This window comes from Snodgrassella sp. B3837 (assembly GCF_026535955.1).
Lineage (GTDB): Bacteria > Pseudomonadota > Gammaproteobacteria > Burkholderiales > Neisseriaceae > Snodgrassella > Snodgrassella alvi_E.
The window spans coordinates 1-17,735 of the sequence record NZ_JAFNPI010000033.1 but is presented as its reverse complement, the minus strand read 5'-3'; the positions used below and the strand labels follow the sequence as shown (position 1 = coordinate 17,735).

General features: G+C 39.3%; 14 protein-coding genes and 1 tRNA gene. 12 read left to right on the top strand and 3 right to left on the bottom strand.

Annotation, left to right across the window (positions count from 1 at the left end; all coding sequences use genetic code 11):
- Positions 1 to 6 precede the first annotated feature (6 nt).
- From aroB to J3U67_RS08970, 3 genes are all read left to right on the top strand, one after another.
- Positions 7 to 1,089 (top strand): 3-dehydroquinate synthase, encoded by a 1,083-nt coding sequence (gene aroB, locus J3U67_RS08980; RefSeq protein WP_267404824.1) that lies wholly within the window; start codon positions 7 to 9, stop codon positions 1,087 to 1,089.
- Positions 1,090 to 1,145: 56 nt separating this feature from the next.
- Positions 1,146 to 1,853, top strand: coding sequence for a tRNA (guanosine(46)-N7)-methyltransferase TrmB (gene trmB, locus J3U67_RS08975; RefSeq protein ID WP_267404822.1), 708 nt, complete (start codon positions 1,146 to 1,148; stop codon positions 1,851 to 1,853).
- 107 nt (positions 1,854 to 1,960) lie between these two features.
- Positions 1,961 to 3,154: an aromatic amino acid transaminase gene (locus J3U67_RS08970; RefSeq protein WP_267404821.1), complete on the top strand. Its 1,194-nt coding sequence runs from the start codon at positions 1,961 to 1,963 to the stop codon at positions 3,152 to 3,154.
- 98 nt (positions 3,155 to 3,252) lie between these two features.
- Here the strand turns inward: J3U67_RS08970 and J3U67_RS08965 are convergent, their stop codons facing one another.
- The 3 genes from J3U67_RS08965 to J3U67_RS08955 all read right to left on the bottom strand — a co-directional run bounded on the left by J3U67_RS08965 (position 3,253) and on the right by J3U67_RS08955 (position 6,165).
- The gene (locus tag J3U67_RS08965) at positions 3,253 to 3,828 is read right to left on the bottom strand and encodes an HdeD family acid-resistance protein (protein WP_267404820.1); all 576 of its coding nucleotides are present in this window, start codon (positions 3,826 to 3,828) and stop codon (positions 3,253 to 3,255) included.
- A gap of 63 nt (positions 3,829 to 3,891) precedes the next feature.
- A complete protein-coding gene (locus J3U67_RS08960; RefSeq protein ID WP_267391047.1) occupies positions 3,892 to 4,389 on the bottom strand; it encodes a DUF3465 domain-containing protein in 498 nt (165 codons plus the stop codon).
- A gap of 150 nt (positions 4,390 to 4,539) precedes the next feature.
- The gene (locus tag J3U67_RS08955; protein WP_267404819.1) at positions 4,540 to 6,165 is read right to left on the bottom strand and encodes a CTP synthase; all 1,626 of its coding nucleotides are present in this window, start codon (positions 6,163 to 6,165) and stop codon (positions 4,540 to 4,542) included.
- Positions 6,166 to 6,332: 167 nt separating this feature from the next.
- Here J3U67_RS08955 and gmk point away from each other — a divergent pair, with 167 nt between their 5' ends.
- The 9 genes from gmk to J3U67_RS08910 form a co-directional block, all read left to right on the top strand.
- Positions 6,333 to 6,944: a guanylate kinase gene (gene gmk, locus J3U67_RS08950; RefSeq protein ID WP_267404818.1), complete on the top strand. Its 612-nt coding sequence runs from the start codon at positions 6,333 to 6,335 to the stop codon at positions 6,942 to 6,944.
- A gap of 48 nt (positions 6,945 to 6,992) precedes the next feature.
- Positions 6,993 to 7,196, top strand: coding sequence for a DNA-directed RNA polymerase subunit omega (gene rpoZ, locus J3U67_RS08945; RefSeq protein ID WP_100141356.1), 204 nt, complete (start codon positions 6,993 to 6,995; stop codon positions 7,194 to 7,196).
- A 14-nt stretch (positions 7,197 to 7,210) separates the two neighbouring features.
- The gene (locus J3U67_RS08940; protein ID WP_267404817.1) at positions 7,211 to 9,739 is read left to right on the top strand and encodes a RelA/SpoT family protein; all 2,529 of its coding nucleotides are present in this window, start codon (positions 7,211 to 7,213) and stop codon (positions 9,737 to 9,739) included.
- Between the two features lie 277 nt (positions 9,740 to 10,016).
- Entirely contained in the window at positions 10,017 to 10,229 is a 213-nt protein-coding gene (gene rpsU / locus J3U67_RS08935; RefSeq protein WP_100141358.1) for a 30S ribosomal protein S21, read from the top strand.
- 161 nt (positions 10,230 to 10,390) lie between these two features.
- Positions 10,391 to 10,834 carry a GatB/YqeY domain-containing protein gene (locus tag J3U67_RS08930; RefSeq protein WP_100141359.1) on the top strand — a complete coding sequence of 148 codons (444 nt, stop codon included), beginning with the start codon at positions 10,391 to 10,393 and terminating at the stop codon, positions 10,832 to 10,834.
- A gap of 79 nt (positions 10,835 to 10,913) precedes the next feature.
- A complete protein-coding gene (dnaG, locus tag J3U67_RS08925) occupies positions 10,914 to 12,698 on the top strand; it encodes a DNA primase (protein WP_267404858.1) in 1,785 nt (594 codons plus the stop codon).
- Positions 12,699 to 12,757: 59 nt separating this feature from the next.
- On the top strand, positions 12,758 to 14,719 hold the full coding sequence (rpoD, locus tag J3U67_RS08920; protein WP_267404816.1) for an RNA polymerase sigma factor RpoD: 1,962 nt from the start codon (positions 12,758 to 12,760) through the stop codon (positions 14,717 to 14,719).
- Positions 14,720 to 14,819: 100 nt separating this feature from the next.
- Positions 14,820 to 14,895: transfer RNA gene (locus J3U67_RS08915), tRNA-Ile, on the top strand.
- A 1,031-nt stretch (positions 14,896 to 15,926) separates the two neighbouring features.
- Positions 15,927 to 17,735 (top strand): ESPR domain-containing protein (locus J3U67_RS08910; RefSeq protein WP_267404815.1); only part of this gene is annotated, 1,809 nt, incomplete at its 3' end.

Here is a 17,735-nt window from a genome sequence, read left to right as displayed (position 1 = left end):
ATCATCATGTACACACTTAACGTTGCTACCACATCACATCAGTATCCTATATTTATTGGAAGCAACCTGCTTGAATCCGCAAATCATCTTTTGGCACCCTATTTTACAAACAAAATTGCACTTATCAGCAATGAAACCGTAGCGCCTTTATACCTGCAGCAATGGGAAAAAATACTAAATCATTCAGGACGCGAATATTTCAATATTATTTTGCCTGATGGAGAAAAATATAAGAACTGGCAAACACTTAATCTGATTTACGATGGTCTAATGCACAATCGCGCCGAACGCAAAACCACCATTATGGCTTTAGGTGGCGGAGTAATTGGGGATATGGCAGGGTTTGCTGCTGCAACTTATCAGCGTGGTGCTCCATTTATACAGATTCCTACAACACTACTTAGCCAGGTGGATTCCTCCGTAGGTGGAAAAACAGGAATTAACCACCCTTTGGGTAAAAATATGATTGGTGCATTTTATCAACCTCAGGCTGTGTTTATTGATTTAAATAGCTTACATACTTTGCCACCACGTGAATTTTCAGCAGGTATGGCAGAAGTCATAAAATACGCAGTGCTGGGGGATATAGAATTTCTGGAATGGCTAGAAATCAACATCGAAGCATTGATTAATCAAGACCCTGAAGTATTGGCACATGCGGTTCATCGTTGCTGTCAGATGAAAGCAGATATTGTTGCGGCCGATGAAAAAGAAAGTGGTGTCAGGGCTCTTTTGAATCTAGGCCATACATTCGGCCACGCCATTGAAGCTGAAATGGGTTATGGTAACTGGCTTCATGGTGAGGCTGTTGCTGCAGGTACTGTACTTGCTTGCCGTTTATCTGAACAACTTGGTTATTTGCATCAGGATGATACTCAGCGTCTAATCAAATTATTATCACAAGTTAACCTGCCTGTTACGCCGCCTAAAATGTCTTTAGAAGCTTGGCTGATGCATATGAGCCATGATAAAAAGGTTATCGATGGTAACATGCGTTTTGTGGTGTTGAAACAATTGGGTGAAGCAACAATCACTGACAATGTAACAACTCAAAACCTAGCAGCAACATTGAACCAATATATAAGTTGAAGCATGTTAGAATTGACGTTAGAAAATTTATCAACTTTAAGTTAACACAGAACAGCATGACCCAATATTCTGATTCAAAATCGGACATTAATAAAGATCACCCGCGTAGCATACGTAGTTTTGTTTTACGTCAAGGCCATATGACACAAGCCCAGCAACGTGCTATAGATAACCAATGGCCAAATTTTGGCATTGATTTCGTCAACAATAAAATTGATTTAAATGCCATATTCAATCGAACAGCACCCAAGATACTTGAAATTGGTTTTGGTATGGGCGTTGCAACAGCAGCAATTGCACAAAACCTTCCTGATTGCGACTTTCTAGCTATTGATGTTCATGGGCCTGGGGTAGGAAATCTATTAAAGCTGATTCAAGAACAGAATATACAAAATATTAGAGTGATGCGACATGATGCAGTTGAAGTGGTTGATCACATGCTTGAAGATAATTGCCTGCAAGGTATTCATGTCTTTTTTCCTGATCCTTGGCACAAAAAACGACATCATAAACGGCGCCTGATTCAAGCATCTTTTATTGCACGACTACTTCCAAAACTTCAATCAAATGGCTACGTTCATCTTGCAACTGACTGGCAAGAATATGCAGAACAAATGCTTGAAGTTTTAAACGGGTTTACTGAGTTGCACAACACTGCTGAAACTTATGCAGCTGTCCCTGACTACCGTCCCGAAACCAAATTTGAGGCACGCGGCAAAAAATTAGGTCATGGTGTATGGGATTTAGTTTTTGTAAAAAAATAACAGACCAAATTAATAAAAAGTAAAGACATTTAGAGTACAATCACCTTAGATTGCATTACAGCAATCATTTTCTGTCAAATAATATTGCTGTTTTCTAAGGAACTGAAATGTTTCAGAATGTCAAATACTATCCAGGTGACCCTATTCTGAGTCTGATGGATGAATATAAACAGGATGCACGCAGCTCAAAAGTAAATCTTGGTGTAGGTGTGTATTATGATGATAACGGCCATGTACCTGTGCTCGAATGTATTAAAACAGTAGAGTCACAATTAGTAGAAGAAAATCAGCCACACGACTATTTACCTATGGATGGTCTGCCTGCTTATCGGCAGGCATGCCAGAAATTGTTATTAGGTAAAAACCATGAAGCCATTACATCTGGTCGTGTTGCTACCATAGCTAGTCTGGGCGGATCAGGTGCGCTGCGTATAGGAGCAGAATTTATTCACCAATGGTTTCCACAGGCAAAAGCTTATGTAAGCAATCCTACATGGGGAAATCATATCAGCATATTTGAGGGTGCTGGAATCGAGGTTCATAAATATCCTTATTATGACCCTAAAACTATCGGAATTAAATTTACAGAATTAAAACAATTTCTGACACAACTCGATGTAGGCAGTATTATTTTACTACATCCGTGCTGTCACAATCCCACTGGCGTTGATCCCAGTCATGAGCAGTGGGATCAGCTTTTAGATATTATTAAAAATAAACAGCTAATACCATTTATGGATATAGCCTATCAAGGTTTTGGGGACGATTTAGAAACCGATACTTATGCTATCCGCAAAGCAGTAGAAATTGGGTTATGTGTTTATATCAGTAACTCTTTTTCCAAAAACATGTCGCTCTATGGTGAACGTGTAGGGGGTCTGAGTATTGTATGTCCAACTTCCGAAGAAGCTCGATTAGTTCAGAGTCAGCTCAAATTCACCGTACGGCGTCTATATTCTAGTCCACCTGCCTACGGTGGTCACGTCGTAAGCCGAGTACTTAGCAACACTAAATCTTATGAACACTGGCAGCAAGAAGTATATATCATGCGCGATCGCATTCGGAAAATGCGTTCTCGATTGTATGAAGTATTGCAGACGAAAATTCCTGATCGTGATTTCAGCTATTTTATTAAACAACGTGGCATGTTCAGTTTTACAGGCTTAGATCCACAGCAAGTAGCCCGTTTAAAAAGTGAATATGGTGTATATATGGTTGAAAATGGAAGGATGTGCATGGCCGGTTTAAACAGTAGCAATATAGAATATGTTGCCAATGCCATGGCTGAGGTCTTGAAATAAGAAATATGACTAATTAAAAATAAAACTGGTTGGCCAAGATTTAGCCAACCAGTTTTTATCATTTATTCTATTAATTATTATTTCTCAATAATTAGAGCTCAATTAGCATTTTCCCTACCCAGTCTACGCATACGGAATGCCAAAGCGATATTAACTACACCAAACAAAGCAGCATAAATGCCTATTACCCAAGTCAGCGCTATTCCGCCCTGAATAGGATTTACCAGCAAAATAATACCAACTAACATGGATAATACACCCGCTGTGATCATCCATCCTTCGCCACCAACAGATTTATGCAGACGAATAGCTGCTACAATTTGCAGAATACCACTTACTAACGCCCAAATCGCAATAAAAGTAATCAGTACCAGCCAAGTAATTCCTGGCACAAAAAATGTTAGGAAACCGGCAAGTACACTTATAAAGCCCCAAATTAGCATCAGCCACCAATCCTGATGTGTTTTTCGTCCATTGATGGAAAGAACAATACCCATTACACCATCAACCAACGCATAAAAGCCAAAAAACATCACCATAACCAGTATCGAAATAAATGGATAAAACCAAGTTAATAAACCAAAAATTAAAGCTGCAAATCCACGAACTAATACTATCCACCAATTTTCAGACAACAAATCAGCTAATGGTCTACGAAAAGAAAGAGTATTCACATTATTTCCTTTAGATAAATGTAAACTGCAAATAATAAATATTACACATGCCATTTCAGCAAACTATTGGTATCGCTTCTTCTTATACATCAGCCAGCCATCAGGATGGTGGTGTCTAGGATCATGATGTGTCCAGTGTATCATCCCCCCCCTTTCATTACTGATATATTCACCAGTAAAAGCTACTTTGTCACCACGCTGTAAATTTTCTAACCGCGGAGCGATATCTATATTATGTACCACTAAAACCGTACTACTACCTGTGCTTAAAATAAACCTCTGATGACGGCTACCTTTATTATCATCTGGTAAGGTTTTGATAACATAGCCATCACCGTAAACCTGCACTTTGTCTAAATTCTCATTCTGAGCCTGATGTAAAGATATAGCTTCTCGTATTTGAGATACAGACAAAGGTTCTTTAGAAAAATTACTGCGAATTGATTTAAATGAATCAATTATTTGTTCATGTGCCTGACTTTTTTGCTGGTCATCAACAGAGCTATGCTGCCACCACCAGAAACCCAGTGCTACGATAACCAGAAAAATAATATTTTTCATAATAGGTAATTAATCTATCTACAGAATCAGCACTGAAACCATCATACAAAATGTAATCAAAGATAGCAAAATATTAATAGTTTAATCTTAAAAAAAAGGCTACCGGATAACACCAGCAGCCTGAGATACTAATTTGAATAAAATAGTAAACTATTTTTTATGAGCTAATGCAGCTTTGATAAAAGCAGTAAATAATGGATGTCCATTTTTAGGCGTTGAAGTAAATTCCGGATGGAACTGACAAGCAAAAAACCATGGATGTTCAGGTAGTTCAATGGCCTCTACAAGTTGTTCATGTCCAGTAGATACACCTCCAATTACTAAGCCAGCCTGCTGTAACTGTGGCAGATAATAATTATTCACTTCATAACGATGACGATGGCGCTCACGGATAAACTCATTGCCATATATGGTTTTGGCAAGTGATCCATCAGCCAATTTAACTTCCTGAGCACCCAAACGCATGGTACCGCCAAGGTTAGTATTGATATCACGTTTTTCAATCTGTCCATCGCGGTCTTGCCATTCACTAATTAAAGCAACAACTGGATGCGGTGTTTTTAAATCAAATTCGGTAGAATTAGCACCAACCAGATTGGCAACGTCACGTGCGTATTCAATCAGTGCAATCTGCATACCCAGACAAATACCCAAGTAGGGAATTTTGTGTTCACGTGCATAGCGTACAGCTGCAATTTTACCTTCAACACCACGAGTACCAAAACCGCCCGGAACCAAAATAGCATCCATATTTTGCAAACATGCAGTGCCATCTGTTTCCAGTATTTCACTATCAATATAATGAATGTCTACCTCTGTTTCGGTTTGAATACCTGCATGTTTTAATGCTTCAGATAAAGATTTGTACGACTCAGTCAAATCCACATATTTACCAACCATGGCGATTTTGACTTTATGTTTCGGATGTTGTACCAAATAAACAATTTTATTCCATGCAGTCAGATCAGCCTGCTGAACGTTTAATTGCAATTGTTCACAGATGATATTGTCAATACCCTGATCATGCAGCATTCTTGGTACTTCATAAATACTATCAGCATCATAGCAGCTTATAACGGCACGCTCTTCTACATTGCAGAATAGTGCAATTTTACGTTTTTCTTCTTCAGGCATCGGCCGGTCCATACGACAAATAAGCACATCCGGCTGGATACCAATTTCACGTAATTCTTTGACTGAATGCTGGGTTGGCTTGGTTTTGATTTCACCAGCAGCAGCAATATAAGGAACATAAGATAGATGAACAAATAAAGTATTTACTCTGCCCTGCTGGCTACGCATTTGCCGAATGGCTTCCAAAAACGGCAAAGATTCAATATCACCTACAGTTCCACCGATTTCGACAATTGCTACATCATAGCCGGCAGCACCTTCATGTATTTTACGTTTAATTTCATCTGTAATATGCGGTATTACCTGAACAGTACCGCCTAGATAATCACCACGCCGCTCTTTATGAATTACGCTTTCATAAACCTGACCAGAAGTGAAGTTATTACGCTTCTGCATGGTAGCATCAATAAAGCGTTCATAATGACCCAGATCTAGATCAGTTTCAGCACCGTCATCAGTGACAAATACTTCACCGTGCTGAAAAGGGCTCATTGTACCCGGATCCACATTAATATAAGGATCCAGTTTAAGCATGGTCACTTTCAGACCACGAGATTCCAAAATAGCAGCAGTAGACGCAGCGGCAATGCCTTTACCCAGTGAAGAGACCACACCGCCAGTTACAAAAATAAACTTGGTCATGACAATCAGCAGGAAATTGAATTTAGCATTTTAGCTGAAAATAACACCAAAAGAAAGACATTCCCTTTTTCAAACTCTGCAAGTATATGCAATAATCTGCTTGCTCGGATTGGCGTAATAATCACGGTTGTGGCATAATTAGTCACCGTAATCCTTAAATTTATATTATGTTGCAATCTGGACATATTTTCATTGTTTCTGCTGCTTCAGGTACTGGCAAAACCACACTTGTTTCGCGCCTGAGTGCGCGTCAGCCGAATATTCGCATATCTATTTCCCATACAACCAGAATGCCGCGTGAGGGTGAACAAAATGGTGTACATTATCATTTTGTCAGCCGTAGTGAATTTGAGGATATGATTGCCAGCAATGCTTTTATTGAGCATGCCAATGTTTATGGCAATTATTATGGCACCAGTTTACAGGCTGTAGAATCATTAACCCAGCAAGGTTACAACGTAATTTTAGAAATTGATGTTCAGGGTGCGGAACAGATTCGCCGTTTACTGCCTAATGCTACCAGTATTTTCATACTACCTCCTTCGATGACAGAACTCACTGAACGTCTTAAAAATAGAGGCACTGATAGCGAAGACGTGATAGCCTATCGTTTAGCAAAATCCCGTGAAGAAATTGAACAAAGTCTTTTGTTTGATTATGTTATTGTTAATCAAGATCTTAATCAGGCAGAGCAGGATTTATTAGCAATTATCCGTTCGGTTAGGTTATGCGCGAAGGCGCAGCAACAAACCATTACCCGGATTTTATCTGGAAAATAAATATTTCAAGTTTAATGTTAAACAATTATTTCTATTGGAATTTATATTATGGCACGCATTACTGTAGAAGACTGTATCGGACGCATCCCTAATCACTTTGACCTGACCATGATTGCTGCCCTGCGAGCACGCCAGCTGGCTAATGGCGCAACATCACTGGTAGAAGAAGATCATGACAAACCCACAGTCATTGCTTTGCGCGAGATAGCCAGTGGACAAATTGGTGCAGAGTTACTCAACCAACAAAAATAATAAGGCAAATAGCCATGTACCCTCCCAGCCAGACCTACAAACCACCTGTTAAACAATGGCGTAACACTCTTTTTGCACAAACAGAGTATTTAAATAAACAGGAACGCTGGGAATTACTGGAACAAGCGTGTGCCTATATATACACTCTGGCCGAAAAAGATGGCAAAACTGCTCTACTTAAACGCAGTTTTGCCATTACTACATCTTTGGCACAAAATCAGCAACGAGTACAAGCACTGGCAGCCGTGCTGATCAAAATAGCCTTTGAAGATTTATCTTCTTCAGACAGTGATTTACCCAGCTCAGCTATAGGCCCGGTGGGAATGAAAATATTTGATGCAATTAATACTTCATCATGCACCGGCACAAACAACCAGCTACAATGCTGTCAACAACAGATAGAAACGAGCTATCAGGACATTATTAACGAAGCAGAAAATAAACTTCTACACACTGCCTCTTACCTCAGCAAAGAAGATTTACAAATGCTGTCCCGAGCTTGCAAATTCGGTGCCCATGCACATCATGGACAATTCCGTAACAGCGGCTTACCTTATATCACCCATCCTCTAGCCGTGGCGACTCAATTAGCAGAATGGCATGTAGACATTCAGGCTTTATGTGCCGGTGTATTACATGATGTACTAGAGGACACTGGTACTACCAAAGAAGAAATTATTGCCGAATTCGGTGAAACCATTGCCAACATGGTTGACGGGCTATCCAAACTGGAAAAACTTGAATATAACAACCAGCAGGAAGCACAGGCAGAAAGCTTCCGTAAATTAATTATGGCAATGACACAAGATGTTCGTGTCATAATTGTCAAACTTTCAGACAGGCTGCACAACATGCGCACACTGTCTGCTAAAAAACCGGCCAGTCGCAGGCGTATCGCACAAGAAACCATGGAAATCTATGCGCAACTGGCCAATCGTATTGGTTTGAATCATGTATACCGTGAATTGCAAGACTTAGCATTTAGACATCTGTACCCCCACCGCTATGAAGTACTTGCCAAAGCCATTCAGTCTTCACGACGAAACAGGCGCGATATAGTAGGTAAAGTACTGCGAGCCTTCAGTCAACGTCTTGTGAGCGCCAATATTGAAGCACAGGTAAGAGGTAGAGAAAAAAACCTATACAGCATTTATGAAAAAATGCGTCGTAAAAATCTCCATTTTGCCGATGTAATGGATATTTATGCATTCAGGGTTATTGTAAATAACATACCTTCATGCTATACCGCCCTGGGTGTTCTGCATAATTTGTACAAACCCAAACCTGGACGAATTAAAGATTACATTGCTATTCCCAAAAACAATGGTTACCAGAGCCTGCATACCATCTTAATTGGACCCTACGGGCTACCTATTGAAGTTCAGATACGAACACACGAAATGGATACAATAGCCGAACGTGGTATCGCTAGCTACTGGATGCATAAAGATGGAGAGCAGAATAGTTTTGATCAGGCACAAATGCGTACCAATCAATGGTTGCAAAGTATTCTCGACATTCAAGCACATAGTGCCAATGCCATTGAATTTCTGGAACATGTAAAAACAGATTTATTTCCGAATGAAGTTTATGTCTTCACCCCTAAAGGTAAAATCATTACTCTTCCAGAAGGTGCCACACCTGTAGATTTTGCCTATGCTGTTCATACCGATATCGGCAATCGAACAGTCTCTGCACGTATTAATCACAATTTAATGCCCTTACGTACCCGTCTGCATACAGGTGATACCGTAGAAATAATTACCTCCAGCAATGGCCACCCTACTCCGGCATGGCTCGGCTTTACCGTTTCAAGCCATGCCCGTAGTGCCATTCGCAGCCAAATAAAAAAAATGGATCGTTCCGATGCCATACGTTTAGGCGAAAAATTATTACAAAAAGCCTTATCCAGCCTACTGCCAGAAAACGTTTTACTGTCAGACTCTTTAAAAGACAAATATCTGACCGATTTACGCCAAAAAAATACTTCTTTTGAAAATGTTCTCTGCGAAGTAGGTATGGGGTTATTACAGCCAGTATCTGTAGCCATGCATATAGCTGAACTGGCTGGCGAGCATTTTAATGACACCATTAAACTGGCACCAATTAATTTGACTGGCAATGAGTCAACTCATATTCATTTAGGCAAATGCTGCCACCCTATTCCTGGTGACACCATTAAAGCTTTGCTAATCAAAGATCAGGGCATTATTATTCATCGTGATACTTGTAATACGATTTTGAAAACAGACCCTGAACTTCAGCTGGATGCAAACTGGGATTTACTACAAGCAAATAACTATCAGACAACTTTATGCCTCAATGCTATTGATAGTCATGGATTACTGGCCACCATTGCTCAGGCTATTTCTTCAAATGGCGGTGATATTACATCTGTAGAAACCACCTCAAAAAAACTCGAAGGTGTGGAAGGATTTATTGAATTTCGTTTTGTGTTACAGGTAAAAGATTTAAATCAGCTCAATCATATTACCCGCGATTTACATTCTGTTCCTCAGATTCGTCGTGTAAACAGAATATAACGCTCATCATCTTTAATGATGTCACAAACGTACCTCTCCAGCTGGCTTGACGAATCATATTTAATCAGCCATAATCTTCTCCTTATTTATTTAAAATAACCCTATATCTGTTTTACTTTAAATTCTAACAGATATAGCCTCAATTACACCTTGGGAGGTGATGTTGTAAACGGTAATGCGGAACCGTAAACACCGCCTTTGCCTTTAGTGGCCTTTATTTAGTATTTATCTATCTGATATACAATCAGTAATATAATTATTTATTCAGGAAAAAAACATGCCTTCTATTCGTGTAAAAGAAAATGAACCTTTTGAAGTTGCTATGCGTCGTTTCAAACGCTCTGTTGAAAAAACAGGCTTGATGACCGAACTGCGCGCACGCGAAGCTTATGAAAAACCAACAACTGAGCGTAAACGTAAAAAAGCAGCAGCCGTTAAACGCTTACAGAAACGCCTACGCAGCCAGCAATTGCCACCTAAAAATTATTAATTAGAATTTCCGGCTTTGCATTAACAACCGGGAAATTACAATTAATCAGAATACCGCAGGCATTGCTTGCGGTATTTGCTTTTTACAGGTAAAACCTGAAGTAAAACGTATTTTTACAGCAAATCTCTATAATAACCAATTCACTTACTGCGAGCCCCATTATGAGCCTGAAACAAAAATTACAGGAAGACATGAAATCAGCAATGCGCAATCACGATGCAGCATCCCTGTCTACCATTCGTATGGCATTAGCTGCTATCAAACAGATTGAAGTAGATGAAAGAATCGAGGTAGACGATAGCCGCTTCGTTGCAGTTATCAGCAAAATGGTTAAACAGCGGAAAGAATCGGTACGCATGTTTAACGAGGGTGGTAGAAACGATCTTGCCGAAAAGGAGCAAGCAGAAATTAACTTACTCCAAAATTACTTGCCCGAAATGCTAGACGATACCGCTATTGAAGCTGCCATTAAAGATGCTATTGCCAATGTGGGTGCTTCACAACCGAGTGATATGGGAAAAGTAATGGGCATATTGAAAAAAACACTGGCAGGCAAAGCCGATATGAGTGAAGTTAGTAAGAAAATCAAACAGCTTTTGGCCTAATTAATTCAACATCCAAAAAAAAAGAGACAGGATAATCAGGTCTAGAAATTATGTGCAGCAATTGACGGGCATGGTTGGCATGATTCCAAACGAATTTATTGACGAGCTTTTAAATAAAATAGACATCGTTGATGTCATTGAAGAATTTGTACCACTTAAAAAAAGTGGTGCCAACTACATGGCCTGCTGCCCCTTTCACAAAGAAAAATCCCCCTCGTTTTCAGTTAGTCCTGCCAAACAGTTTTATCATTGCTTTGGTTGTGGTGTACATGGATCCGCCATTGGCTTCGTCATGGAATATCAAGGATTGAGCTTTCAGGATGCCGTACAATTTCTGGCAGACCGCATCGGCATGACTGTCCCAAAACAGTCTGGAAATCCCAATCCACATGTACAGAAAGTTCATAAACAGATTCAGCAGACACTAGAGCAAACTACAGCTGCGGCTGCCACCTACTATCAACAACAGCTAAAAACCTCAATGCGTGCACAGCAATATCTACAGCAGCGCGGCCTCAGTGAAGAAATCATCATCCATTATGGCCTTGGCTATGCACCGGACGACTGGCAGGCTCTAGCCAAAGTTTTTCAGCCCTATCCCAGCAATGCATTGGTAAACAGTGGCATGGTTATCGAAAAAGACAGCCGCCATTATGACCGCTTCCGCGATCGCATTATGTTCCCCATACGCAGTACCCGTGGACAAATTATCGGTTTTGGTGCTCGCGTTATTGATGCAAGTGAACCTAAATATCTCAACTCACCTGAAACGCCCCTATTTGATAAAGGGCGGAATCTGTACGGACTATATGAAGCACGCGCTGCAATCAAAGATGCACAGCGAGTACTGGTCGTAGAAGGCTATATGGATGTCGTTGCCTTGGCACAGTATGGTCTAGGATATGCTGTAGCTGCACTTGGCACATCTACCACGGCAGAACACATACATTTGCTGATGCGGCAAAGCGATCATATCTATTTCTGCTTTGACGGTGACACTGCCGGCAAAAAAGCTGCATGGCGAGCATTGGAAAACGCTTTGCCACAATTAAAAGATGACAAAATTTTACACTTTCTTTTTTTACCAGCTGAACATGACCCCGACAGCTATGTACGTAGCTATGGAATAAGCACATTTGAAGATGCACTACTGAACCAAAGCTTGCCACTTTCAGCATACTTCTGGCAAACACTAACTGCACAGATTGACCTTAACACTCAGGAAGGTAAAGCAGAATTGATTAAAACTGCCAGCCCTTTGCTAGCTCAAATCAAGGCACCAGCATTGTCTTTCCTACTGCGCCAAGAACTCAGCCAGAAAGTGGGTATAGATGAACATAATCTAGCTCAGCTATTGGGACAAGAACAACCTAGATCAGCACCTGTCAGACAGAAAAGTTACCGTCTACCACAGAACACTTTCCGACAACCGCCTGTCATGTCACTGGCACAAAAACAGATACGTGCACTATTGATAAATCCGCAATGGGCCGCATTTATAGAACTACCAGAATATCTGGACCTGCACGGCGATTATGCATGCCTCGCTGCGCTGGCTGAACGCATACAAGCCTCCGTAACACCGTTAAACAGCGGAGCTGTGTTGGAACTGATGCGTAATACAGAATTTGAACCCGTCATTCGGCAGATTATCCATGATTATCTGGATTCACCGGATATTTTGCAGCCAGGAAATGAAGATGACTGCACCACGTTCAAACAGGGCATGCAAAAATTACTGGATAGTCTTAAGACCCAGCAGATTGATGCGTTGAAGCGCAAACTCCAGCATGGACGTCTCAGTGCCGACGAAAAACAGTTACTCCTGCTGCTCTTAAGCCCGCCCAAAATGCCGTCAGCTTAGCCTGACGTCTATTTTAACCCCTTGCAGCGCCATAGCTGCTGCAATATATTGAGTAAAATATGGCAAATCCAACACCCAAAAAAACCACTATTGATAGTAGTAAGGAACAAGACGATACCCGTCCGTTAACCGCTGAGGAACAACGTGCACGACTGCGTCAGCTGATTATTCAGGGCAAGGAACGTGGTTACATTACATATGCTGAAATAAATGATGCTTTGCCGGATGAAATGTCGGATGCCGACCAGATTGATAACATTGTTTCGATGATATCTGGTCTTGGGATTCAGGTTACCGAAGAAGCACCTGATGCCGAAAGTCTGCTAATGGGCGATAACACCGCCAACATGACTGACGACGATGCGGTAGCCGAAGCTGAAGCAGCTCTGTCTAATGCAGATAACGAATTTGGACGAACCACCGACCCCGTACGTATGTACATGCGCGAAATGGGTCAGGTAGACCTATTAACGCGTGAAGATGAAATCATCATTGCCAAAAAAATTGAGAATGCCCTGCGCAACATGATTCAGGCCATCTCTGCCTGCCCAGGTTCTGTAGCTGAAATACTGGCTTTGATTGATGCTGTACGCAAAGAAGAAATCAAAGTTGATGAAGTTGTAGAGGCTATTGTCGACCCACATGAAGAACTTCTCGATGAACTGGGTATCGGTATCGACAGCAAAAATGAGGATACTGAGGTAGAGGACGACAATGAAGAGAGTGTTGACGTAGACGATGATTCTGAAGAAAACGAAGAAGAAAACGCTGCGCTAGCAGCATCTGCTAATCTGGAAGAGCTGCGCCAAAAAACGCTAGAACACTTCGATGGAATTCAGAGCCGCTATGAAGCCATGGTTGCCGCACTTCAGGAAAAAGGCAGCAAAGACGCTACCTACCTCAAACTACAAGAGGAAATTGCAGAGCAATTATTACAGGTACGCTTTGCTACCCGCCAGATTGAAAGCCTATGTGAAAACCTGCGCATGCGCGTCAATCAAGTACGTCAGCTGGAACGAGATATTCGCGATATAGCTCTGAATCGTGTGCATATGGAGCGTGATTACTTTATCAAAAGCTTTGCCAATCGCACTACCGATTTGGGCTGGGTAGATGAAGAACTTTCTCTAAACCGCGTCTGGACAGAAGCACTACGTCGTTTCCAGTATGCCATTATTGAAAAGCAAACTGAACTGGCTAATCTGGAAGAGGCCGCTCAGATTTCACTGGATGAGCTGAAACAGATTAACAAAAACATGGTCAAAAGTGAGCAGGAAACCGCTGCTGCCAAGCAAGAAATGATTCAGGCCAACTTGCGTCTGGTAATTTCTATTGCTAAAAAATACACCAATCGTGGTCTGCAATTTCTGGATTTAATTCAGGAAGGCAATATCGGCCTGATGAAAGCCGTGGATAAATTTGAATATCGTCGAGGCTATAAATTCTCCACCTATGCCACCTGGTGGATACGACAGGCTATTACCCGCTCAATTGCAGATCAGGCTCGTACTATTCGCATACCGGTACATATGATTGAAACCATCAACAAAATGAATCGGATATCCCGTCAGTATTTGCAGGAAAACGGAGAAGAGGCCGACTCAGCCAAACTGGCTGAACTGATGGAAATGCCTGAAGATAAAATCCGAAAAATCATGAAAATTGCCAAAGAACCGATTTCTATGGAAACACCAATTGGCGATGATGATGATTCACATCTGGGCGATTTCATTGAAGATGCGAATAACGTTGCACCGGCAGACGCAGCCATGTATTCCAGTCTGCGGGAAGTCACCAAAGATGTACTCGAAAGCCTAACACCGCGCGAAGCCAAAGTTTTGCGGATGCGCTTTGGTATCGACATGAATACAGATCATACACTCGAAGAAGTGGGCAAACAGTTTGATGTTACCCGCGAACGTATTCGTCAAATTGAAGCCAAAGCATTACGCAAACTGCGTCACCCTACCCGCTCTGACCGGCTAAAGAGCTTTCTCGACAGTGACGAAAACAAACAGTAAATTTTTTACTTTTAAAACCAAAATCATCCGCACTCTGCGGATGATTTTTTATGTAAAACCTTGCAATCGTCTGACGTATTAGCTAAAATACGCCTTTCTCGGGTCTGTAGCTCAGGGGTTAGAGCAGGGGACTCATAATCCCTTGGTCGTGGGTTCGAAACCCACTGGACCCACCAAAAAACCTCATATGATTTTGTATCAGCTAGGTATCTAATTTAACAGTGCTGATTTCTTAATTATCTGCTATCTATTTATCAGAGATTTAGTTTATCTATATCTACTATTACTATTTAATCTCAATAAAAAATTAGCACAAAGCTTGAATTTTCATCTCATGAGATTTTTTTACCCAAAAAATCTAAGATATAAATTCAACAACATCAAAATTTTTCACTTTTTGGTTTAAACCTACAATAAAATTATTTCGATTCTGCTTTTAAACAAATGCAACTTTTCACAACCGAGGTTATTCAAAAATAATTAAAATTGAATATTTAATATAGATATTTAACTTTATATTTTTCTGAAATATCCTTTCCTCTCTTTAGCATTTACTGCTTTTTAAAAACAAAATTAAGCGATAAAAAGAATGTTTTTGATTAAATTCAGCCATCTTTAAACCATAATATTTTGATTATTAAAACTGAACATAATGACTAATATAGTTTGATATCCAAATTTAGTTAACGCAAAACATTCTCTGCTACAAATTAGTTGCAAAATTCATACACTTATTTATATATTATTTATTTTTCTTTTTATAGCCTGAATTTCCCGCCAATAGAAGCTCTGGCAACAACCACATTCAAAAAACATAAAATAATATTCCCTATAAATAACAAAACTTTCTATTAACACTTATAAATAGGTTCATAACATTTAGGGTGTATTAAAATAACAAAGTAAAGTTAACCACACTTTTTTTATTTTGAATGTTTTATTCAACATCATAGGTATGTCAAATGATTATATATATGAATATATTAGAATTTTTAATGATTCACACAAAAAATGCTAACAAACTAACTGACACAAACAATTAGCATTAAGTTAACTTTATTTGGATACGATATAACATATCTTCTATAATGAATTAATACTATTTAGTATTAATTCATTATCCAATTACATATATAAGCTTAATTAATTAAATTTTAATCAAGAGTCAAGATTTATTTTATAGAATCTGCAAAACCAAGGAAAACTGATGAATATCATCTACAAATCCAAATGGAGTGAATCTACCAATACATGGGTAGCCTGCTCGGAACTGACACGTGGCAAAACAAAAAATAATTGTACTAAAATCATTTTGGCTGTTGCATTATCCATAGCCAGTTTCGGTGCTTATGCGGCTTGTGACACTGTACCAACTACCGGAGCCGATCCAAATTTAATAGCTTCGGGTTCTGAAAGTGAATGTAATTTAGATGCGAGTAGTTATAATACAATTTCTGCTACTGATGGCGCAAAACTAGTAGGAGAGACAATTAATGCTACAGGTACAATTTCTCGTGCTACCGGATCTAAAAAAACAATTGAATTAAACAATTCATCATCATTAACCGCAAAAAATGTAACAACTGTAAACAAAGCATCAAGTTCATCAGACTCTAACGCTCTTTCACTGGATAAATCTGTAGCTAACATTGAGCAAAATTTGCAAGCAAACTCTTCAGGCACAAGTACAACCGTTATTAAAAATTCTAACGGTTCTACATTAAATGTAGGGGGAAATATAACTGTAACTGATACAGCCAGAACTGTTATTGATGGAATTGAAAATAATAACAGTACAATTATTGCTCAAGGTGACATAACTGTTAATGCACAAAGAAGCACCGGTGGCACAACAGCTATTAATAATGTTAATGGTACAATTTCTGCAAATAATATCATTATTAATCAAAAAGATAGAAATAATGCGATTATACAAACATCTGTTGATAACAACGCCAAAACACCATCAATAAATGTGAATAATAATATTGAAATAAATGCTGGTGAAATATTAGATGAAAATGAGGCTATCCGCGTTGAATCTGGCCAAATAAATGTTGGTGGTGAAACAATTATTTCTATGATAAAAAATAGAGATCAAGTTCAAGAACAAAAGCAAGATCGTCCTGGCCAAGATTTTTCTGCAATTTTTGTATCCAATGGAAAATATAATGCTTCGAAAGGAGCTAATATTACTATTAAAGATGAACTAGATAATTTATACACTGAAATTAAAGGTGTTGTATTAGGTGATAAAGGAGATTTTATAAATAATGGTAGCTTAAAAGTAAATGAAGGTCAGAATACAGTTATTGCTACTGACTCAAGACTTTCAGAAACAGAAACAGCAAATTTTGAGAATAATGAGAATGGTTATACAACTAGTAATACAGATACAGTTCTACACGACTCAAAAGGAATATTAAATATAACTAATAAAGGAGTATTAGAATCTAGTTCACCATCTTCAGAAAATAGTAATGCGGGATCTGTTATAAGAAATAAATCTAGTGGCACACTAAACGTTAATAATTCCGGAGATTTAAACGGTAATATAAATAATGATAGTACCGGTGCTATTATTATTACTAATACAAATAATACTAAAAATGGATCTATTAACAATAATAATAGCGGTAATATTGAAATTAATAATAGTGAATCTGGTAATATTTTTCATAATATTAACAATGCACAAAATGGTACAGTTACTCTCAACAACAATGGCAAATCATCATCTAATAAAATCAACAATACCGGAAATGGTTTGATTAATATTAATAACAATGGTACGGGTGAGATTGATAGTGCGATTAGCAACTCTGCCGCCGGTGCCATTAAGATTGTTAATGATAATGTTCTGGGCGGCACCATTACGAATTCTGGTGATGCGAGCACTACTGCTGCTAATAATATTGATATTACCAATAACAAAAATCTTACTGGTACGGTTATTAATAATGGCAAAGGTAGTATCCATGTTCAGAATACTAAAGTTACTGGCTCAATCACCGGT